Consider the following 19,921-nt stretch of genomic DNA (forward strand, 5'->3'; position numbering starts at 1 on the left):
CGATGTCCCCTGTCAACGCACCCCGGTATGGCCGAATCCACCCGTGCCCCGCACGCTGTCGGTGAAAGTATCCACCACCTGCAGGCTGACGCGGGCAATCGGCACGACCACCAGCTGGGCGATGCGATCACCCGGCTCGATGGTGAAGGCTTCGCGGCCGCGGTTCCACACGCTGATCAGCAGCGGCCCCTGGTAATCGGCATCGATCAGGCCGGTACCGTTGCCGAGCACGATGCCGTGGCGATGGCCCAGCCCGGAACGCGGCAGGATGACCGCGCACAGGTGCGGATCGGCAATATGGATGGCCAGGCCACTGGGCACCAGCGCGGTGTCGCCAGGCTGCAGGGTCAGCGCGGTGTCCAGCGCCGCACGCAGGTCCATGCCGGCGCTGGCTTCGGTGGCGTAGGCCGGCAACGGCCAGCTGTCGCCGAAACGCGGGTCGAGCAGCTTGACCTGCAACGGCTGCGGGGAAAATGCCGGTGTGGATACCGCCTGGGTCATGCCTGAAGCCTCCGCGCGATCAGCGCCAGCAGTTGTTCGGCCAGCTCGCGCTTGGAGGTGGCCGGGAAGTTCTGTTCGCCGTCCTGCCAGAAGGCCGTGGCGGCATTGTTGTCGCTTTCGAAACCGCCGCCGCTGATGCCGACCTGGTTGGCGATCACCAGGTCCAGGCGCTTGTCGACCAGCTTGCCACGGGCATATTTCTCCACATCGTGGGTCTCGGCGGCAAAGCCCACCACCAGTTTCAGCGACTGGGTCTGCGCGGCGACTTCGGCCAGGATGTCCGGCGTGCGCACCAGCTCAATCACCAGCGACTGGCTGTCGGCGGTCTTCTTCAGCTTCTGCGCGGCCACCTGGCGCGGCGTGTAGTCCGATACCGCCGCTGCACCGATGTAGATGTCGGCCGGCAGCGACTGCAGCACGGCATCGCGCATCTGCGCGGCCGAGCGCACATCGATGCGCTGCACGCCAGGCGGCGTGGGCAGTTGCACCGGGCCACTGACCAGCACCACCTGTGCGCCCATCGCCGCGGCCGCGGCGGCCAGGGCGAACCCCATCTTGCCGCTGCTGCGGTTGCCGACGTAGCGCACCGGGTCCAGATCTTCGTAGGTCGGGCCGGCGCTGACCAGCAGGCGCAGGCCCTGCAGTGCGCGGGTTTCCGGCGCGGCAACCGCTGAGGCCGCGCGGCCGTTGGCGGCCAGCGCGGCCACGATGTCGCCCGGTTCGGCCAGACGGCCGGGACCGGATTCACCTTCGGCCAGCGGGCCATCGACCGGACCGATCACCTGCGCGCCGCGCTGGCGCAGCAGGGCGATGTTGGCCTGGGTGGCCGGATGCAGCCACATGCGATGGTTCATCGCCGGGCAGATCGTCAGCGGTGCGGTGCTGGCCAGGCACAGCGTGCTGACCAGGTCATCGGCATGGCCCTGGGCCAGCCGCGCGAGCAGATCGGCGGTACCCGGGGCGACCACGATACGGTCGGCCCAGCGCGCCAGTTCGATATGGCCCATGGCCTGTTCGGCCGCGCTGTCCCACAGCGTGGTGCGGGTCGGCTGCCCGGACAGGGCCTGGAAGCTGAGCGGGGTGACGAACTGCTGGGCACCGGCGGTCATCGCCACCTGTACCTGGGCGCCGGCGTCGCGCAGCCGCCGCACCAGCTCCAGAGCCTTGTAGGCCGCGATCCCGCCTCCGACGCACAACAACAGTTTCTGGCCTTCCAGCGCGCGGGCCGGCGCCGGGGAAGCGTTGGGGGAGTCAGCCACCTGGATTTCCTGTGCAAACGAGGGCGCTAGCTTACCCGATGGCCGGTAATGTCCCGGTGCAGGGCGCACATAGCCGGCAGCTATCAGCAGATGGAACTTGCACTACGACAATTTCTGCATCCGGAACCGTGCGATTCGGAACTTTCCTATACCTGTAGGCCGACCACCTTTGCAGAATCGTGGTTGGCCACCGCTGGTGCGCCGTTTCGCCTTCCGAGGATTCCACGTGCAACCGCGCATCATCATCGCCGACGACCACCCCGTCGTCCTGCACGGTATCCGCATCGTGCTGCAGACCCATCTGATGGACGTGGTCGGCGCCGCGTGTGACGGCGCCGGGCTGCTGCACCTGGTGGAACGCGAAACCTGCGACGCCGTGCTGACCGACCTGTCCATGCCCGGCACCGGCCCTGATGGCCCTGAGCTGATCGGCGAACTGCAGGCGCGCCACCCGGCGCTGCCGGTGGTGGTGCTGACCGGCGCCCGCCATCCGGGCCTGCTTGATGGCCTGTTGCGCGACGGCGTGGGTGGCCTGGTCGACAAGTGCGCCGATTTCGGCCAGCTGCCGCAGGCGCTGAACGCCGCGATGGCCGGCCAGGTCTTCGTTTCGCCACACCTGCGCCACCACCTTGAAGCGCGCGACCTGATGTTCGCGCGTGAGCCGTCGGCGCTGTCGGCGCGCGAGCAGGAAGTGCTGGACCTGCTGGCGGCCGGGCTGAAGGTCAATGCCATTGCGGCCCATTGCGGCCGCAGCCCGAAGACGATCAGCCGGCAGAAGGCTGAAGCCAAGCGCAAGCTGGGCCTGCAGACCAACCAGGAACTGTTCGCCTATCTGCAGCGCCGGCGCGATTGAGGCATTGGCCGACGCGCGCGCGCGGGGTGTGCCGATGGGAGGCCGCAACGCAGCCGGCGATGATCAACGCATGCCCATCCGCGACTGGCCCGAACAGGAACGACCCCGCGAGAAACTGCTCGCGCACGGTGCTGCCCTGCTGTCCGATGCTGAATTGCTGGCGCTGTTCCTCGGCTCCGGGTCCGGCGGCCGCGATGCCGTGCACACCGCGCGCGATCTGCTCGCCGCGCATGGCCCGTTGCGGCAGCTGCTTGACCGCCCGGCCCGCGACCTGGCGCGGCTGCCCGGCCTGGGTCCGGCACGCAGCTGCACGCTGGCGGCCGGACTGGAGCTGGCCCACCGCTACCTGGCCGCCGAACTGCAGCACGGCGAACCCGTCGGCAACAACCCGGTCGCGGTCGGCCGCTACCTGCAGCACCGGCTGCGCGGCCAGGCCCGGGAGATCTTCATGGTGCTGTTCCTGGACAACCGGCACCGCCTGATCGCCTGCGAGGAACTGTTCCAGGGCACCATCAACGCGGCCCCGGTGTACCCGCGCGAAGTGGTACGGCGGGCCCTGCTGCACAACGCCGCAGCGGTGATCCTCAGCCACAACCACCCGTCCGGCGACCCGGAACCCTCCAGTGCCGACACCCGCATCACCGACGAGCTGCAGCAGGCGCTGGCGCTGGTGGATGTGCGCCTGCTGGACCACTTCGTGGTGGGTGAGGGGCGGCCTGTTTCGTTTGCTGAACGAGGGCTGCTGGCCCAGCCACAACCGCGCCTGTTCGGCTGAGCGTGGGCCGGCGACGGGGCCCCGGCCCCGCCAGGCAGGCGGGGCTCAGCGTGGCTGCGGGTATCTGCGCTAAAATGGGCGATTCCGCCGCTCATTCTCACAGCAGGCCTCGTGAAAAATCTCCTCCGCGCCCTGATCAGCCAAGGCATCGAAGCCTTGCGCGCCAATGGCACCCTGCCCGCCGACTCCCTGCCGCCGGACTTCGTGGTCGAGCGCCCGAAGACCCGCGACCATGGCGACTTCGCCACCAACGCCGCGATGCTGCTGGCCAAGGCCGCGCGCAGCAATCCGCGCGCGCTGGCCCAGGCGCTGGTCGAGGCGCTGCCGCGCAGCGAGGACGTCAGCAAGGTCGAGATCGCTGGCCCGGGCTTCATCAATTTCCACCTGGCCCCGGCCGCCTACCAGCGCGAAGCCGCTTCGGTCATCAAGGAAGGCCATGACTACGGCCGCAACCTGTCCGGCAATGGCCGCACGGTGGGTGTGGAGTATGTGTCGGCCAACCCGACCGGTCCGCTGCACGTCGGCCACGGCCGCGCCGCCGCGATCGGCGACTGCGTGGCGCGCGTGCTCGATGCCAACGGCTGGAACGCCAAGCGCGAGTTCTACTACAACGACGCCGGCGTGCAGATCGAAAACCTGGCGCTGTCGGTGCAGGCCCGCGTGAAGGGGATCGCCCCGGACCAGGACGGCTGGCCGGAAGGCGGCTATCGCGGTGAATACATTGCCGACGTCGCCCGCGCCTACATGGCCGGCGCCAGCGTCGACCTGGAGGGCACCCTGGTGGTCGGCGCCAAGGATCCGGACGACATGCAGGCGATCCGTCGCTTCGCTGTGGCCTACCTGCGCAACGAGCAGAACCTGGACCTGGCCGCGTTCGGCGTCGACTTCGACATCTACTTCCTGGAAAGCTCGCTGTACGCCGACGGCAAGGTCGCCGAAGCGGTGGCCAAGCTGCAGGCGTCCGGTCACACCTACGAGGAAGGCGGCGCGCTGTGGCTGCGCAGCACCGACTTCGGTGACGACAAGGACCGCGTGATGCGCAAGTCCGACGGCACCTTCACCTACTTCGTTCCGGATGTGGCCTACCACCTGTCCAAGTGGCAGCGCGGCTACGAGCGCGCGATCACTGAGCTGGGCGCCGACCACCACGGTTCGCTGGCGCGCGTGCGCGCCGGCCTGCAGGCCATGGAAGTGGGCATCCCGCAGGGCTGGCCGGAATACGTGCTGCACCAGATGGTCACCGTCATGCGTGGCGGTGAGGAAGTGAAGCTGTCCAAGCGTGCCGGCAGCTACTTCACCCTGCGCGACCTGATCGAGGAAGCCGGCCGCGATGCCACCCGCTGGTTCCTGATCGCGCGCAAGCCCGATTCGCAGCTGACCTTCGACATCGACCTGGCCCGCCAGCAGAGCAACGACAACCCGGTGTTCTATGTGCAGTACGCGCACGCGCGCGTGTGCAGCCTGTTGCGCCAGGCGCAGGAGAAGGGCCTGGTGTACGAACAGAGCAATGGCCTGGCCAACCTCGCCCGCCTGGGCGACGACGCCTCGCTGACGCTGATGAACGAGATCTCGCGGTATCCGGAAGTGGTGGAAGCGGCCGGCGTGGCGCTGGAGCCGCATCTGGTAGCGCAGTACCTGCGTGAATTGGCGCATGCGTTCCACACGTGGTATCACGGGACGCCAGTGCTGGTGGACGACAGTGTTGAGCGCAATGCCAAGCTGACCCTGGCCTGCGCGGCACGCCAGGTGCTGGCCAACGGCCTCGAACTCCTGGGCGTCAGCGCCCCGGAAAAAATGTAAGCATCAGGAGACGCAGTACACATGGCAGCACGACGCGGCAAAAGCCAGGCACGACGCAACAGCGGCAGCCAGGGCACTCCCGGATGGGTGTGGCTGGTGGCCGGTGTGGCGATCGCCGCTGTGGTGTTCCTGGCGGCGCCGAACCTGTTCAAGGGCGAAGGCGATGGTTTCCTGCGCGCCGGTCCGCAGCCGAACCCGAACGCGCAACCGGCCCCGGTCGCCGATGCCGACAGCGATGTCGGCAGCCAGCCGGCCGCGCAGCCGGCCCCCGCCAAGCCGGCCGAAGCGGAAAAGCCGGCCGCCACCCAGTACGACTTCTACACCCTGCTGCCGGGCAAGGAAGTGGAGATGTCCGACGCCGAACTGGCCGCCAGCGCGCGCGCCGAGGACCAGCGCCGGGCCAAGGCCGAGGCGCAGCGCGCGCAGGCCGCACTGGAAGGCAAGCCGGTACCGCCGGCCAGCACGTCCACTCCGGCACCGACGGCAACGGCCAGCGTCGCCAGCACCGCACCGGTGACCGCGACCAACCGTCCGCTGCCGGCACCGCTGAGCGAGCGCCCAGCCGCAGCAACGCCGTCGGCCAGCACCGCACCGGCGTCGACCAGCACGGCGGCCACCACCCCGGCGCCGCGCGCGGAAACCGCACCTGCCGCATCGGCGACGCCAGTGGCCGCTGCCGCACCGGCGTCCGCCGACAATGCGCGCTACATCCTGCAGGCCGGCGCATTCGGTGCCTCCGGCGATGCCGAAGCCACCAAGGCCAAGCTGGCGATGATGGGACTTGCGGCACGCGTGGAATCGGCACAGATCAACGGCAAGACCGTGTACCGCGTGCGCATGGGGCCCTATGGCACGGCCGGCGAGCTGTCCGAAGCCAAGCAGAAGCTGGATGGCACCGGGCTGCAGGCCATGGCGATCAAGGCGCAGTGATCTGCTGGAGTTGAACGGAAAAGCCGGGCATTGCCCGGCTTTTTTTGTTTCTGTAGAGCCGAGCCATGCTCGGCTGAATCCCGACGAAGGCGAGCATGGGCTCGGCTCTACAGGACGCACCCCACCTGCGATGACACGGGACGTCGCTCGGCGCAGGTCAGCCTTCGCGGGCCACCTGGAAGCCGGCGAACGACTGGCTGACCGGCATCAGTTCCAGGCGATTGATGTTCAGGTGCGGCGGCAGCGTGGCCACCCAGAAGATCTGCTCGGCGATGTCCTCGGCGGTCATCGGGTTGGCGCCGCTGTAGAGCTTGTCCGAGGCGTTCTGGTCGCCATGGGTGCGCACCACGGTGAATTCGGTCTCGGCCATGCCCGGTTCGATCGTGGTTACGCGCACGCCGGTGCCGTGCAGGTCCGAACGCAGGCCCAGCGAGAACTGGCTGACGAACGCCTTGGTGCCACCATAGGCATTGCCGCCCGGATACGGGTAGACACCGGCCACCGAAGAGATGTTGATGATCGCGCCGCGGCGCTCCACCAACTGCGGCAGCAGGCGGTGGGTCAGGGTCACCAGTGCGGTGATGTTGGTGTCGATCATGGTGGTCCAGTCCGACAGCTTCGCACCCTGCGCCGGCGCGGTGCCCTGCGCCAGCCCGGCATTGTTGACCAGCAGATCGATCTCGCCGAAGGCCGGCGGCAGCGCCAGCAGCGCTGCTTCCATCGCCACCGCATCGCGGATGTCGAAGGCGGCGGCGTGCACCATATCCTTGCCATAACGGTCGACCAATGGCTGCAGGCGCTCGCTGCGGCGACCGGTGGCGATCACCTTCCAGCCCGCCTGGGCGAAGCGGTGGACGGCGGCGGCGCCGAAGCCGGAGGTGGCGCCGGTAATCAGGACGGTGCGGGTCATCAAGCAACTCCAGGGCGGAAACCAGGTCCCCATTCTGGCACCGTCGGCCGGCACCTGTGTTGCCGGATCGGCCGGATCCGGGGTCGGATCCCTCTGCTCCGCACAGGGATCCGACCCCAGCTGCAGGGGGGCCGGTACAATGGGCCATGATCAACAACGATGTCCTGCGCAGCGTGCGCTACTCCCTGGACCTGGGCGACCAGCACGTGGTGACCCTGTGCCAGATGGCCGACCCGGCCTTCGCCGTGGATACCGAACAGGTGAAGGCCTGGCTGCGTCGCGAGGATGAGGCCGGTTTCGAGGCGATGAACGACCGTGCGCTGGCGCACTTCCTCGACGGGCTCATCGTGCACCTGCGCGGCCGCGACGAGAGCCAGCCGCGGCGTGCAGTGGAAACCCGCATCGACAACAACCTGGTGTTGAAGAAGCTTCGGGTGGCGTTCCAGCTGCGCGATGTGGACCTGATGGAGATCTTCGCCAGCGCCGGTTTCAATGTCTCCAAGTCGGAAGTCGGTGCGCTGTTCCGCCAGCCCGGCCATGCCAACTACCGGCGCTGCCTGGACCAGATGCTGCGCAATTTCCTCAAGGGCCTGAGCCTGCGCCTGCGCGGCTGAGCACGGCCTCGACGAAGGCACGTGCTGCCGGCGTCGGCAACCGCTGCCAGACCAGATGCACGCGGCGGGTCGGGGTGGGCTGCAGCGGAATCTGCACCACCCCTTCGAAGCCGTCGGCGATCAGCGCCGGCACGATGCCCACCGCCAGCCCATGGCGGACGAAGCGCTCGACCAGTTCCATCAGGTTGACCTCGAAGCGCACCGTGTGCGGCAGGCCGGCGGCAGCGAAGGCGTCATCGGTCTGTCGGCGCGCACCAGTGCCGCGCGGAAAATCGACCAGTGCCTCATCCTGCAGCGCGGTCAATGGCAGCCGCCTGCGCCGCGCCAACCGGTGCGACGGGGACAGCACCGCCACCAGGTCTTCCTCCTGCAGCGTCTGGTGACAGACCCCCTCCAGCGCCGCCGAGGGCGCCAGCCCGACCAGCGCCACGTCCAGCGCGCGCGACTGCACCTGTGCGATCAGGTCTTCGCTCTTGTCCACCCGCAACTGGAACTCCACCTGCGGGTGCACCTGCTGGAAGGCAGCCAGCATTGCCACCACGTCGATGCCGGTGAGCGAGGAAATCTGCCCGATGGCCAGCAGGCCACGCACTTCACCACTGACCGCCGCCACATCGGCACGCAGGTGACGCAGGCTGGCCAGCACCTGGCGCGCGTGCACCAGCAGCGCCTCACCTGCGGCAGTAGCGCGGACCAGGCGCGGCAGGCGCTCGAACAGCGTGGCACCCAGTTCCTGCTCCAGCGCGGCGATCTGGTGGCTGAGCGCGGACTGCACGACATGGCAGCGTTCAGCGGCACGGGTGAAGTTGCCTTCCTCGGCCAGGGCGACGGCGAACTCGAGCTGCTTGAGGTTCACGCTTGTATCTTGTTTTCAGATGACAAGGATGATGATGATTCATTTCCATCATGCCTGCAGCAGGCGGACACTGTGCGCCCCGCCCACTGGAACACCGCGTGAGCCCGTCCCTCCCCCCTCTGCACCGCTGGCAGGTGCTGCTGATGTCGGTGGCCACCGGCGTGGCTGTGGCCAGCAACTACTATGCGCAGCCCCTGCTGCATACCATCGCCGATGCCTTCGGCGTGCCGTTTGGCCAGGCCGGCATGGTGGTCACCGCCGCGCAGTTGAGCTATGCCGCCGGCCTGATCCTGCTGGTGCCGCTGGGTGACCTGTTCGAGCGGCGCCGCCTGATCGTAGTGATGAGCCTGCTCTCGGCCGGCGGCCTGGTGATCAGTGCCTGTGCACCGTCGCTGGCCTGGCTGCTGGTGGGCACCGCGATCACCGGCCTGTTCTCGGTGGTGGCGCAGGTGCTGGTGCCGTTCGCCGCCACCCTGGCCGCACCGGAGCACCGCGGACGTGTGGTCGGCACGCTGATGAGCGGGCTGCTGCTGGGCATCCTGCTGGCACGCACCGTGGCCGGCCTGCTCTCGAGCCTGGGCGACTGGCGGCTGGTCTATGCCATCGCTGCGGCCACCCTGGTACTGACCGCGCTGGCCCTGCAGCGTGGCCTGCCACGCTTCCACCACAGCGCAGGCCTGGGCTATTTCGCCCTGCTGCGCTCGATCGGCGTGCTGTTCGTGCAGGAACCGGTGCTGCGCCAGCGCACCTTGCTGGGGGCGTGCAGTTTCGCCATGTTCGCGATCTTCTGGACCCCGCTTGCCTTCCTGCTGGCACAGCCGCCCTATGCCTACAGCGATGCCACCATCGGCCTGTTCGGTCTGGTCGGTGCCGCTGGCACGCTGGCCGCCGGACTGGCCGGGCGCATGTCCGACCGTGGCCAGAGCGGGCGCGCCACGGCCATCGCACTGGTGCTGCTGCTGGTGGCGTGGCTGCCGCTGGGGCTGTCCACCCATTCGCTGCTGGCGCTGCTGGTGGGCGTGGTGGTGCTGGACCTGGCCGCGCAACTGCTGCACGTCAGCAACCAGAACCTGATCTACGCCTTGCAGCCGGCCGCGCGCAACCGGCTCAACGCCGGTTACATGACCGGCTACTTCATCGGCGGCTCACTGGGCTCGCTGCTGTCGGCGCAGGTCTACCAGCGCTACGGCTGGACCGGCATCTGCGTGGCCGGTGCAGCCGTGGCCGTGCTGGCGCTGCTGCTGTGGCTGCCCGGCGCGCTGCGTTCGCGCCAGGCCACCACTGCCGACTAGAAGCTTCCCTGCAGCGCCAGTTCCCAGCGGCCGCCGGCGTTGCCCGGGAACAGGCGCTTGGCGGCGCTGTCGGTGTCGTGCACGGTGGCACGCAGTTCCCAGGCCGGCGTCAGCGTGGCGATCGCGCTGAGCTGGCCATGCAGGTAGTCCGGCCCCTGCGCGTTGGCCAGCCAGTACTGGCCCACCGCCGCTTCCAGGCGGAAGCGCTCGTGCAGCGGCACGCGTACGCCCAGCTGTGCATAGGTACCGCGATGGCCGCCGGCCAGTGCATCGTTGGAATGCGCCAGCTGCAACCAGGCGCGCTGTTTCCAGGTCAGCGTAGTGTTGAGCTCGGTCCAATCCAGCGCGCGTCCGGTGCCCGGGTACAGGTAGCGGGTCAGGTTGGCATCCAGTGTCCAGTGCGGTGCCAGTGCGCCGGACCAACCCGCCACCAGATCGAACTCGCTGCGTGCGCCAATGTCCGGTTCGAACGACACGTTGGAACCCCACACACTGGCGTACCAGCCCGACGGGATCGAAACCTTCCCGCCGGCCTGTACCGCCGGGTCACCATCGCTCTGCGAGCTGCCGCGCCAGACGTAGTCACTCGTCAACGCCGCGGTGCCGCTCACCTGCACCTGTGCCTGCGCGCCGCCGGTTCCGAGCAGCCCTGCCAGGGCGGCCACCGCAGCCGCCATCATCCCCTTGCTGTTCACTGCACTTGTTTCCTCGTCGAAAGCGGCCACGCCGCCGGGACGGCAGTGTCGAGCGCGTGCCCGTAACGGATCGAGGGTGCTGTCGGGCCCGCAGCGCAAATTCGGCGTAAATCCCGTGGAGGCAGGCCACGCGCCGGCGGCGCGCTATCATGGCGCCTTGTTTCCAGGAACCAACCGCGTGGACGCCATCCTGACCCCGGTATCGATCGGCGAGCTGATCGACAAGATCACCATTCTCGAGATCAAGGCCGAGCGCATCGACGATGCCGCCAAGCTGGCCAACGTGCGCACCGAGCTGGACGGCCTGCTGCCCTTGTTGCAGCAGCAGCTGCAGGCGCAACCGGCACTGACCGCATTGAAGCAGCAGCTGAAGGCGATCAACGAGCGCATGTGGGACATCCAGGACCAGCTGCGCGACAAGGAAGCGGCCCAGGTGTTCGACGATGCGTTCATCCAGCTGGCACGCGGCGTCTATGGCACCAATGGCGAGCGGGTGCAGGTGAAGAACGAGATCAACCGCGTGGCCGGTTCGGCACTGGTGGAAGAGAAGCAGTACCAGGGCGAATAAGCCCGCTCATCCGCATTCGAGCAGGTGGCGGTAGCGGAACAGATCGCCGTCACCACGAATGCCGAGCTTGCGGTAGGCCGAGGTCTTCTGCGAGCTGATCGTGCTGGCCGAGCGCCCGGCGCGCAGCGCCATTTCGCTGGTCGTCATGCCCTTCAGCACCAGGCCGAGTACCTCGCGCTCGCGCCGGCTCAGGGGCGGCAGTGCGGGTGTAGGCAACCTGCGGATCCGCGGCAGGTGCAGTGCGGTGCGCAGCTCCGGCGGCACGAAGCGCCCCCCACGCGCCACCACCTCGATGGCGCGCAGCAGGACATGCGGCGGCGTTGATTTGGACAGGAACCCGCGTGCGCCCGCGCGCAGCGCGGAGTTCACCGTGCTGGCGTTGCAGTGCGCCGACAGCACCAGCACCGGCAATGACGGCCATCGCTGCGACAGCAGCCGCAGCAAGGCCAGGCCGTCACCCTGGTCGCCCATCGGCAGCGCGTCGATCAACAGCAGATCCACGCAGGTCGGGCTGCGCTCAAGCAGGTGCAGCAGATGGCGTTCGCTGGACAGGCTCAGCCGCACCTGCACGCTGGCGTGCTGGCGCAACAGCACTTCCACACCCAACCGCAGTACCGGATGCGGATCCAGCAACGCCAGGCGTCGTGGTCGATCGGGAAGCACAGGCGGAAAGGCGGGTGGCATCGCGGCATGTCCAGCAGCACGGGACAGTCACCGTAGGTCGATGTGGCCGCCAGCGGAATCCAATTCATTGCAACGCAGCAATGGCACCCTGCCGGTGGTCAGGCGCCATTTCGGTTCGTCACAACGCAACAGGCCCGGCATTTGCCGGGCCTGTCGAGGCATCGTCAGCGCGCAGGGGCGCCGAGGAGGCAATTACCAGCTGAAGCGCGGGCCGACGGTGTATTCCTTGTCGCCGTCGCGGTTCATCTTCAGCTCGCCGTTCAGGCCCCAGTTCTGGTTCAGCTTGACCTGGCCACCCAGGCGGCCGTACCACTGGCCTTCCGGATTGATGCCGTGCTTCTTGGAGTAGTCTTCGTAGCCGACCAGGCCATAGACCTCGGCGTGGGCGCCGAAGGCGGTGCGGATACCGGCTTCAGCGCTGTAGCCGTTGAAGTCCAGGCCATGCTTCTGGTCCAGCTTCTGGTAGGCAACGCGGGCAATGAAGTCGGTCGACGGGGCGATCTCGACGTTGTAGCCGGCACCGACCTTCCACTGGTCGCGCTTGATGTTGGTGTGGTCGATTTCCTGGCGGCTGTATTCACCGAAGGCGTGGAAATTCGGCAGGAAGCCGTAGGAACCCTTCACGCCCCAGCCGTCGGACTTGAACGCATCGTTGTCGGTCTTGGCGTAGTTGGCTTCGGCGTAGTTGTAGGACAGGTTCTCAGCAGCCGAGGCGGTGAACGGCAGGGCAGCAGCCAGGGCCAGAGCAATCAGCGAATTCTTCATGGGGGTACACCTTTACTTTCTTATGGTGTGCAGCAGCGCCAGGGCGCCATCGCATCGGGAATGTAAATTCTCCGTTATTCGCCACAACGCTCCCTGAAAACAGCGGTCTTCGCATTGCTGAATTTTTTGGCTTGATTCAGGCTGTTTCTGGCATACGCGCGCGGCGCGCGTGCATTCTCCCTGCAGCTTTCCCTCACCTTTCACCCGTTGTCGATCCAGCACGCGCTGGTTCGTCGGGTACTTGAAGGCCGTGCATGCCGCACGGTCCACTGCGGAGGCAGGCAATGAGCTACATCGATGGTTTCGTACTGGCGGTCCCCACCGCCAACAAGGAGAAGTTCCTCGCCCACGCGCGCGCGGGCAATCCGGTCTTCGTCGAGTTCGGCGCGCTGCGCGTGGTCGAGTGCTGGGGCGATGACGTGCCACACGGCAAGACCACCGACTTCTTCGGCGCGGTGAAGGCCACGCCGGAGGAAACGGTGGTGTTCTCCTGGATCGAATGGCCGGACAAGCCCACCCGCGACGCCGGCATGGCCAGAATGATGGAAGACCCGCGGATGGATCCGGCCAAGAACCCGATGCCGTTCGACGGCGCGCGGATGATCTACGGCGGCTTCGTGCCGATCTACGAACTGAAAGGCTGAGCTGGCGCGACGCGCTCAGCGCGCGTCCGCCTCGTCGCTGGCAGACCCATGGCCGGCGCCCAATGCGGCGCCGGCACCCAGGCCCATGCCGGCGCCCATCCCACCGCCCATCCCGCCCCCCGCTCCGCCACCGGCGCGGCCACCCTTGGCATCGCCTTCGCTGCGGCCCTTGCCGCCGCCACTACTGCCGGGCCGGGTCGGCCCCTGCGGTGGAATCTGCAGGTCGGCCGGAATCGGCGCCAGGTCCAGCGCTTCTCGCACGAAATCGCGCAGCGAGATCACCAGTTCGTGGGTGTGTACTGGCCGCCCCTGTGCCAGTTCATTGGCGGCACGCGCCGCCAGCCGCACCTGCTCGTCGGTGCCCAGCAGCAGGATGTCCGACAGTGCCGCTTCAACCGCATCACGGATACGACGCGCGCGATCCGAGCGCGGCTCGGCGATGCCTTCGGCGTCTTCGCGCTGGCGCAGGTCACGGCGATGCGAAGGATCCACCCCCAGCTCGCCGGTGAACGAACCGCCCAGGGTCTTGTAGGCCGCCATCAGGGTGCGCAGGCGTTCGTTGATCTGCCGGTTCTCGCGCTCACGGCGCTGCTGCAGGGTCTGCATCACCAGCAGGCGGATGCCCACGCCCAGCAGGGTGATCAGCACCAGCCCGGCCAGGGTGGACAGCACGCCCTGCCAGGAACTGAAATCGATACCGCGCATGCTCGGGGCTCCGGCCGGAAGAACCCGCATCTTGCCCCAGGCCATGTCCCACAAATGCGAAAGGCCCCACCACCCGTTGGGCGGCAGGGCCTTCGGTCACGGCGCGATTACTTGCGCTTGGCGACCTTGCGCACGGCCTTGGCCGGGGCCTTCTTGGCGGCAGCCTTCTTGGCCGGAGCCTTCTTGGCAGCAACCTTCTTCAGCGGCGCAGCCTTCTTGGCGACAGCCTTGCGGGTGGCAGCGACCTTCTTGCCGACGACCTTCTTGGCAGCAGCGGTCTTCTTGGTGGCAACCTTCTTGGTGGCGGCAACCTTCTTGCCAACAACCTTCTTGGCAGCGGCAGTCTTCTTGGTGGCAACCTTCCTGGTGGCGGCAACCTTCTTGCCGACAACCTTCTTCGCAGCCACGGTCTTCTTGCCGGCGACCTTCTTGCCGGCGACCTTCTTGGCGGCGACGGTCTTCTTGGCGACGGCCTTCTTGGCGGTGGCGACCTTCTTGCCGACCACCTTCTTGGCGGCCGCAGCCTTCTTGGCGACGGTCTTCTTGGCGACGGCGGCCTTCTTGGTGGCAGCCTTCTTCACGGTGGCGACCTTCTTGCCGGCAGCCTTGGTGGTCTTCTTGGCAGCGGCGGCCTTCTTGGTCACGGCCTTGCCGGCAGCGGCCTTCTTCTTGGCCACTTCCTTCTTCAGGGCAGCGGCTTCGGCCTTGGCATTCTTCTTGGCCGTTTCCAGCTTCTTCTTCGCCTTGGCAACGGTCTTGCCGACCGACTTGGCAGCCTTCTCGGCCTTCTTGGCAACGGTCTTCTCGACCTTGGCCACAGCCTTCTTGGCCTTGGCAACGCGGGTACCGGCAGCCTTGGTGGCGCGCTTGACGGTCTTCTTGACCGACTTCACGGCGTCTTCGGCGGCGTGGGCGATGGTCTCGCCGACGTTGGTGGCGGCTTCTTTGACGTTCTCGACGGCGTCGGTCACGACCGACACACCATTACCGTTGCTCATGTTGCCCTCCTGCGGGCCTTAGGTATCAAAACGGGGCGATGCTATACCGACATTGACGATCGTGGAACGGGGCATGCGCCGTCAATCGCATCTGCTGCGACGGCAATGATGTAGCTGGTTGCCGTCGCCGGGCTTGCAGGTGTGCAGGAAACCCCTTTTTTTCAGTGCTGCGCCGCACGCCAGGCACAGCGGAAAGGGCGTGCCGCGTGCATCGGCCCGGGTGCGGCCGCAGGTGTGCGTCGTGGTGTCCTGCAGCACCCGGTTGCGCGGAACTGCGCAAGTATCGGCCGGTACCGGCTGCGTTCGCGGCGTGCCTGGACGCTGCACGCATGGCCTCCGCCGGTGTCGCACTCTGCGTTCCTGGCCACGCCTGGCGCCGAGGTTACGCATCCGACTTTCATGGCGCATTTATCCAGATCGCGACAGACTCATTCAGCTTGTTTTACCGTAGGGCCGAACGGCCCCTCCTTCCTGCCTGCGAACCGACGCCCATGCGACCGCTACCCACCCTGCTCACGCTCGCAATCGCCGCCGCCTTCGGTGGCTTCGTTGCCACCGGCATCAACGCGCACCTGGACAATCGCGCCGATGCAGCGCCCCTGCCAGCAGTGCTACCCACCACGGCGGCGCTGCCGGCTTCGGTCGCCGGGCAGGCGGTACCGTCGCTGGCGCCGATGCTTGAAAAGGCGATGCCGGCGGTGGTCAGCGTCAACACCAAGCAGGTGGTGCGCGTGCGCAACCCGTTCTTCAACGACCCGTTCTTCCGTCGCCTGTTCCCGGATATTCCGCAGGAGCGCATCAACGAATCGCTGGGTTCGGGCGTGATCATCGACGCCAAGGAAGGGCTGGTTCTGACCAACCACCATGTCATCGACAACGCCGATGACGTGCAGGTGACGCTGGCCGACGGGCGCACGGTCAAGGCCGAGTTCCTCGGCTCGGACCGCGACACCGACATCGCACTGATCCGCATCCCGGCGCAGAACCTGACCGACATCAAGCTCGGCAACAGCGACCAGCTGCGGGTAGGCGACTTCGTGGTGGCCATCGGCAACCCGTTCGGTTTCAGCCAGACGGTCACCTCGGGCATCGTCTCGGCGGTGGGCCGCAGCGGCATCCGCGGGCTGGGCTACCAGAACTTCATCCAGACCGATGCGTCGATCAACCCCGGCAACTCCGGTGGCGCGCTGGTCGACCTGCAGGGCCAGCTGGTGGGCATCAACACCGCCAGCTTCAATCCGCAGGGCAGCATGGCCGGCAACATCGGCCTGGGCCTGGCCATCCCTTCCAACCTGGCGCGCAGCGTGGTCGACCAGCTGGTCAAGCATGGCGTGGTGGTGCGCGGCACGCTGGGCGTGGAAAGCCAGAACCTGACCGCGCAGATCGCGCAGGGCCTGGGCCTGGGCGAAACCCGTGGTGCACTGATCACCCGCGTGCTGGCCGGCTCGGCCGCCGCCGCCGCCGGCCTGAAGCCGGGCGACGTGGTGGTTGCGGCCAACGGCCAGCGCGTGGACAGCGCCGAAGCCCTGCACAACGTGGAAGGCCTGGCCGCAGTAGGCAGCGCGATGGCGCTGGACGTACGTCGCGAAGGCAAACCCTTGCAGATCAAGGCGACACTGAAGGAACAGGCACGTGCTGTCACCGGCGACAGCCTGGACCCGCGGCTGGGCGGCGCCACCTTCGTCGACCTGCCCGAATCGCTGCGCCAGTCCGGCGCGGGCGGGGTGCTGGTCAGCGAGGTCAAGCGCGGCAGCCGCGCGGCCAACAACGGCCTGCAGCAGGGCGACATCATCACCGATGCCACCGTAGGTGAATTCGCTGATCTGGCCAGCTGGCGCGCCAACTTCCAGCAGCGCCCACCGACCCTGGTGCTGCGCATCCTGCGCAACAACGGCCAGCAGCAGGGCCAGCTCGTGATGCGCTGATCGCTCAGCCGTAACACCTCCTATACCCCGGCAATGCTATTGCTGTCAGTCCAGGTCGGCACCGCCGACGCCCGTTCCCCCATCGCAACAGGAGTGATTCGATGAGCCCCACCAATACCGAGAACCTGAAGGAACACCTGGGTGAAGCCGGTTCCCACCTGAAGCAGGCCGCCAGTGCCGCCGGCGGTGCGATCAAGGGTGCGACCGGTGCAGCGACCGACGAGCTGCGCATCGGCAAGGCCAACGTCAAGGCTGAACTGTCCGACAGTGCCCTGTCCGGCCTGGCCGCCGCCGAGTTCGGCGGTGCCGCCGCCAAGGAACAGGTCGATGCACTGATGGACAAGGGCAAGGACCTGATCGACAGCGCCGCTGAACTGATCCGCGAACGTCCGCTGGCTTCGTTCGGTGTGGCCTTCGCTGCCGGCTGGATCATCGCCAAGCTGGCCCGCGGCAGCAGCGACAAGTAAGCGACAGCGTGAGCGAAGACACCACGCAAACGCCTGATCCAGCGGCGACCCCGCCGCTGGATGAGAGCATCCGCCAGGTCGGCGCGGCCGGTCGTGCCGCAGCTGATTCGGCCAAGCACACCGTGCGTTCGCTGCGTCGGCTGGCGTCTGCCGATTTCGCACTGGCCCGCAGTGCGTTCGGCCGTGCGCTGGCCTGGGCCGGTGTGGCCATCGTATTCGGCGCCTCGGCCTGGCTGCTGATGGCCGCCACCCTCATCGCCCTGCTGCAGAGCTGGGGCCTGAGCTGGCTGCAGGCGCTGCTGATCACCTCGCTGCTGAGCCTGGCAGTCACCGGCTATGCGATCTGGCGGGTGTCCTACTTCTTCCACCACACCGGCATGCACGCCACCCGGCGGCAGCTGTCACGCCTGGGCCTGTTCGACGAGCCCAGCGAAGACGATCCCGATGCCGGCGTGCAGCTGCCGGAGGGCAAGCCATGAAGTTCGGCGCGCTGCAGCGGAGGGTGAAACGCTGCGAACAGGTGGTGACCGTGCGCCTGGGCGAAACCCAGGACCACTGGTCAACGCTCAGCCAGGTCTGGCGCCAGGGCTGGTCACCGCTGCGCATCGTGGTGGTCGGCCTGGCCGGCGGGTTCATCGCCGGCAAGCTGGAGGTGCCGGGCAAGGTCAACGGTGCGCGCTGGCTGCAGATGGTCGGTTCGGTCTCCAACCTGTTCGCCAGCGCACAGGCGGCGTTCGCCACCGCGATGGCCGCACAGGCCGCTGCCTCCGCCGACGATGCGGCCGACGACGCCGACCAGGCCAGTGAACAGGCACAGGCGGCGGCCTCCAACGCTGAAGCGCGGCCAACACCGCACCCGGCGCCGGAACCGGAACTGCGCGAACCGCGCCCGGCCGAAGCGGCCACCGAGCTGTCCGAACGTTGATCCATGGAATCCGCCGCGCCGATCACAGCCGGCGGATAATGCGTTCCCCTTCCTGGTTGCCGCATCGATGAGCGAGTCCCTTCTGTCCCCCTCACCGGGCAACCCGGACGCACCCGAGGCGCCGCTGCCGCCACCGTCGCGCCCACGCGGGCCGATGTCGCTGGTGGTGCTGGCGACCCTGGCGGTGGGCTTCACCCTGTGGGCCGCGCAGGACATCATCCTGCCGGTGCTGCTGGCGATGTTCTTTGCGCTGGTCGGCAACCCGATCCTGCGCCTGCTGCAGAAGCTGTGGATTCCACGCGCACTGGGCGCGCTGCTGATCCTGGGTGCCGGCCTGGGCGTGACCGGTGCGCTGGCGGTGCAGCTGATCGGCCCTGCCATGGACTGGGCGCAGGAGGCGCCGCAGCAGCTGCGCAAGGTCGCCCGCCAGGTGCAGGACCTGACCAAGCCGGTGCAGCAGGCCAACCAGGCGGCGGAGAACTTCGCCCGCGTGGCCGGTGGTGACAGCAACCACAAGGTGCAGGTGATCCGCACCCAGCTGGACGACCCCTACCGCATGCTGACCCGCGCGCCACGGCTGGCCGCCTCGGTGCTGGCCGTGGTGCTGCTGACCCTGTTCTTCATGATCTACGGCCAGAGCCTGCAGCGCGCAGCGATCGCGCTGTTCCCGAACCGCCAGCAGCAGCGCTTCACCAGTGACATCCTGCGTTCGATCGAGCGCGAGGTCTCGCGCTATGTGCTGACCATCAGCGTGATCAACACGCTGGTGGGCCTGGTGTTCTCCGGCGTGCTGATGCTGCTCGGCATCGGCCTGCAGGAGGCGTTGCTGTGGGGCACGGTGGCCGCGCTGCTGAACTTCGCACCGTACGTGGGCCCGCTGATCGGCGTGACGCTGATGCTGTTGATGGGCTTCGTCGAGTTCCGCGACCCGTTGCAGGCGCTGCTGCCAGCGGCCGCCTACCTGGCCCTGCACACCCTGGAAGGACAGATGGTGACCCCGATCGTGCTGGGCCGGCGCATGAAGCTATCGCCGCTGGTGCTGATCCTGGCGCTGATGGTGTTCGGCTGGGCCTGGGGCATGATCGGCCTGCTGCTGGCGGTGCCGCTGCTGGTCTGCATCAAGCTGGTGCTGGCGCGGCTGGACGGCATGCAGGGCTGGGCGCGGCTGCTGGAATGAACACGGCAGCGGCGGCGGCGCGCAGACAGCAGGGCCGGAACAAGGGCAGAACTGGCAGGCTATGCCCCCTTTTTTCGGATGGATCCGTTCGCATGATCTCTCTCGCTACGCGTTGCCTCGCTCTGGCCTGCCTTGCCGCTCCCGCGTTCGCCGCCGCACCACCGACCGCCGAGCAGGCGCGTTCCCAGCTTGTGGAAGCGGTGACCTGCAAGCGACACCTCACGCCCCAGCAGTTCGACGCCATGGCCCGGCTGCTGGCACCGGCCCCGGCGCGGGCGCAGAACGGCGAATCCAGCGGCGAGTTCCGGCTGACCACGCCCTTGATGGTGCTGGGCCAGCCGGTGAACCGCCTGCAGTCCTATGACGGCGCCAGCGGCGAGGACGGCATCGACAGTTTCACCGCGTACTTCAGCACGGCCAGGGTTGAGCAGATCGCGGCCCTGGCGAAGATGACCGACCCGGTGGCCGGCACCTATACGAAGGAAGTGGGCCGGCATAATCTGGACGTGCAGGCGTTCGACGGACAGACCACCATCGCCTGCTCGTACAACCTGCGCTGACCCGGCCCAGCGCCCGTG

General features: G+C 67.7%; 23 protein-coding genes. 14 read left to right on the forward strand and 9 right to left on the reverse strand.

What is annotated here, in order from left to right; translation table 11 throughout:
• Positions 1-12: 12 nt before the first annotated feature.
• The gene (gene dut, locus AC5YGJ_RS11755; protein ID WP_309336863.1) at positions 13-501 is read right to left on the reverse strand and encodes a dUTP diphosphatase; all 489 of its coding nucleotides are present in this window, start codon (positions 499-501) and stop codon (positions 13-15) included.
• On the reverse strand, positions 498-1,760 hold the full coding sequence (gene coaBC / locus AC5YGJ_RS11760; RefSeq protein ID WP_309336861.1) for a bifunctional phosphopantothenoylcysteine decarboxylase/phosphopantothenate--cysteine ligase CoaBC: 1,263 nt from the start codon (positions 1,758-1,760) through the stop codon (positions 498-500). Before coaBC ends, dut begins: the two co-directional genes overlap by 4 nt.
• A 226-nt stretch (positions 1,761-1,986) precedes the next feature.
• On the opposite strand from coaBC, the gene AC5YGJ_RS11765 reads away from it, so the two are divergent.
• From AC5YGJ_RS11765 to AC5YGJ_RS11780, 4 genes are all read left to right on the forward strand, one after another.
• Positions 1,987-2,613 carry a response regulator gene (locus tag AC5YGJ_RS11765; RefSeq protein ID WP_496186635.1) on the forward strand — a complete coding sequence of 209 codons (627 nt, stop codon included), beginning with the start codon at positions 1,987-1,989 and terminating at the stop codon, positions 2,611-2,613.
• Positions 2,614-2,683: 70 nt separating this feature from the next.
• Positions 2,684-3,388, forward strand: coding sequence for a RadC family protein (gene radC / locus AC5YGJ_RS11770; protein ID WP_249842169.1), 705 nt, complete (start codon positions 2,684-2,686; stop codon positions 3,386-3,388).
• A 111-nt stretch (positions 3,389-3,499) separates the two neighbouring features.
• The gene (gene argS, locus AC5YGJ_RS11775; protein ID WP_496186636.1) at positions 3,500-5,188 is read left to right on the forward strand and encodes an arginine--tRNA ligase; all 1,689 of its coding nucleotides are present in this window, start codon (positions 3,500-3,502) and stop codon (positions 5,186-5,188) included.
• 21 nt (positions 5,189-5,209) lie between these two features.
• Positions 5,210-6,118: an SPOR domain-containing protein gene (locus AC5YGJ_RS11780; RefSeq protein WP_496186637.1), complete on the forward strand. Its 909-nt coding sequence runs from the start codon at positions 5,210-5,212 to the stop codon at positions 6,116-6,118.
• A gap of 157 nt (positions 6,119-6,275) precedes the next feature.
• On the opposite strand, the gene AC5YGJ_RS11785 is transcribed toward AC5YGJ_RS11780, so the two are convergent.
• Positions 6,276-7,028 (reverse strand): SDR family NAD(P)-dependent oxidoreductase, encoded by a 753-nt coding sequence (locus AC5YGJ_RS11785; RefSeq protein WP_496186638.1) that lies wholly within the window; start codon positions 7,026-7,028, stop codon positions 6,276-6,278.
• A 146-nt stretch (positions 7,029-7,174) separates the two neighbouring features.
• On the opposite strand from AC5YGJ_RS11785, the gene AC5YGJ_RS11790 reads away from it, so the two are divergent.
• Positions 7,175-7,642, forward strand: coding sequence for a YehS family protein (locus tag AC5YGJ_RS11790; protein ID WP_249842172.1), 468 nt, complete (start codon positions 7,175-7,177; stop codon positions 7,640-7,642).
• Here AC5YGJ_RS11790 and AC5YGJ_RS11795 read toward each other — a convergent pair.
• Positions 7,611-8,498 carry a LysR family transcriptional regulator gene (locus AC5YGJ_RS11795; protein WP_309336852.1) on the reverse strand — a complete coding sequence of 296 codons (888 nt, stop codon included), beginning with the start codon at positions 8,496-8,498 and terminating at the stop codon, positions 7,611-7,613. The two genes, AC5YGJ_RS11790 and AC5YGJ_RS11795, sit on opposite strands and share 32 nt — an antisense overlap.
• A 143-nt stretch (positions 8,499-8,641) precedes the next feature.
• Here AC5YGJ_RS11795 and AC5YGJ_RS11800 point away from each other — a divergent pair, with 143 nt between their 5' ends.
• Entirely contained in the window at positions 8,642-9,790 is a 1,149-nt protein-coding gene (locus AC5YGJ_RS11800) for an MFS transporter (RefSeq protein WP_496186742.1), read from the forward strand.
• Here AC5YGJ_RS11800 and AC5YGJ_RS11805 read toward each other — a convergent pair.
• Positions 9,787-10,485, reverse strand: a complete 699-nt coding sequence (locus AC5YGJ_RS11805; RefSeq protein ID WP_496186639.1) for a TorF family putative porin — start codon at positions 10,483-10,485, stop codon at positions 9,787-9,789. The genes AC5YGJ_RS11800 and AC5YGJ_RS11805 overlap by 4 nt on opposite strands.
• 178 nt (positions 10,486-10,663) lie before the next feature.
• Between AC5YGJ_RS11805 and AC5YGJ_RS11810 the strand changes: the two genes are divergently transcribed.
• Positions 10,664-11,053 carry a DUF6165 family protein gene (locus tag AC5YGJ_RS11810; RefSeq protein ID WP_496186640.1) on the forward strand — a complete coding sequence of 130 codons (390 nt, stop codon included), beginning with the start codon at positions 10,664-10,666 and terminating at the stop codon, positions 11,051-11,053.
• Between the two features lie 6 nt (positions 11,054-11,059).
• On the opposite strand, the gene AC5YGJ_RS11815 is transcribed toward AC5YGJ_RS11810, so the two are convergent.
• Together AC5YGJ_RS11815 and AC5YGJ_RS11820 are read right to left on the reverse strand one after the other, a co-directional pair.
• Entirely contained in the window at positions 11,060-11,737 is a 678-nt protein-coding gene (locus tag AC5YGJ_RS11815; RefSeq protein WP_496186641.1) for a response regulator, read from the reverse strand.
• A gap of 192 nt (positions 11,738-11,929) precedes the next feature.
• Positions 11,930-12,502 carry an OmpO family porin gene (locus tag AC5YGJ_RS11820; protein ID WP_107231529.1) on the reverse strand — a complete coding sequence of 191 codons (573 nt, stop codon included), beginning with the start codon at positions 12,500-12,502 and terminating at the stop codon, positions 11,930-11,932.
• A gap of 284 nt (positions 12,503-12,786) precedes the next feature.
• Between AC5YGJ_RS11820 and AC5YGJ_RS11825 the strand changes: the two genes are divergently transcribed.
• Positions 12,787-13,146 carry a DUF1428 domain-containing protein gene (locus AC5YGJ_RS11825; RefSeq protein WP_107231528.1) on the forward strand — a complete coding sequence of 120 codons (360 nt, stop codon included), beginning with the start codon at positions 12,787-12,789 and terminating at the stop codon, positions 13,144-13,146.
• Between the two features lie 15 nt (positions 13,147-13,161).
• On the opposite strand, the gene AC5YGJ_RS11830 is transcribed toward AC5YGJ_RS11825, so the two are convergent.
• Together AC5YGJ_RS11830 and AC5YGJ_RS11835 are read right to left on the reverse strand one after the other, a co-directional pair.
• Entirely contained in the window at positions 13,162-13,851 is a 690-nt protein-coding gene (locus AC5YGJ_RS11830; protein WP_249842178.1) for a hypothetical protein, read from the reverse strand.
• A 107-nt stretch (positions 13,852-13,958) separates the two neighbouring features.
• Positions 13,959-14,849 carry a histone gene (locus tag AC5YGJ_RS11835; protein WP_496186642.1) on the reverse strand — a complete coding sequence of 297 codons (891 nt, stop codon included), beginning with the start codon at positions 14,847-14,849 and terminating at the stop codon, positions 13,959-13,961.
• A gap of 491 nt (positions 14,850-15,340) precedes the next feature.
• Here AC5YGJ_RS11835 and AC5YGJ_RS11840 point away from each other — a divergent pair, with 491 nt between their 5' ends.
• From AC5YGJ_RS11840 to AC5YGJ_RS11865, 6 genes are all read left to right on the forward strand, one after another.
• Positions 15,341-16,774 (forward strand): Do family serine endopeptidase, encoded by a 1,434-nt coding sequence (locus AC5YGJ_RS11840; RefSeq protein WP_249842180.1) that lies wholly within the window; start codon positions 15,341-15,343, stop codon positions 16,772-16,774.
• Between the two features lie 101 nt (positions 16,775-16,875).
• Positions 16,876-17,241, forward strand: coding sequence for a hypothetical protein (locus AC5YGJ_RS11845; RefSeq protein WP_010486932.1), 366 nt, complete (start codon positions 16,876-16,878; stop codon positions 17,239-17,241).
• A gap of 8 nt (positions 17,242-17,249) precedes the next feature.
• Entirely contained in the window at positions 17,250-17,720 is a 471-nt protein-coding gene (locus AC5YGJ_RS11850) for a phage holin family protein (RefSeq protein WP_496186643.1), read from the forward strand.
• Positions 17,717-18,166: a protein sip-5 gene (locus AC5YGJ_RS11855; RefSeq protein ID WP_496186644.1), complete on the forward strand. Its 450-nt coding sequence runs from the start codon at positions 17,717-17,719 to the stop codon at positions 18,164-18,166. Before AC5YGJ_RS11850 ends, AC5YGJ_RS11855 begins: the two co-directional genes overlap by 4 nt.
• Positions 18,167-18,233: 67 nt before the next feature.
• Complete coding sequence (locus AC5YGJ_RS11860) at positions 18,234-19,343, forward strand: AI-2E family transporter (RefSeq protein WP_496186645.1); 1,110 nt, start codon at positions 18,234-18,236, stop codon at positions 19,341-19,343.
• 92 nt (positions 19,344-19,435) lie between these two features.
• Entirely contained in the window at positions 19,436-19,903 is a 468-nt protein-coding gene (locus tag AC5YGJ_RS11865) for a hypothetical protein (RefSeq protein WP_409460791.1), read from the forward strand.
• Positions 19,904-19,921: the final 18 nt, after the last annotated feature.

It is taken from the genome of Stenotrophomonas sp. CS3K5, assembly GCF_059515225.1.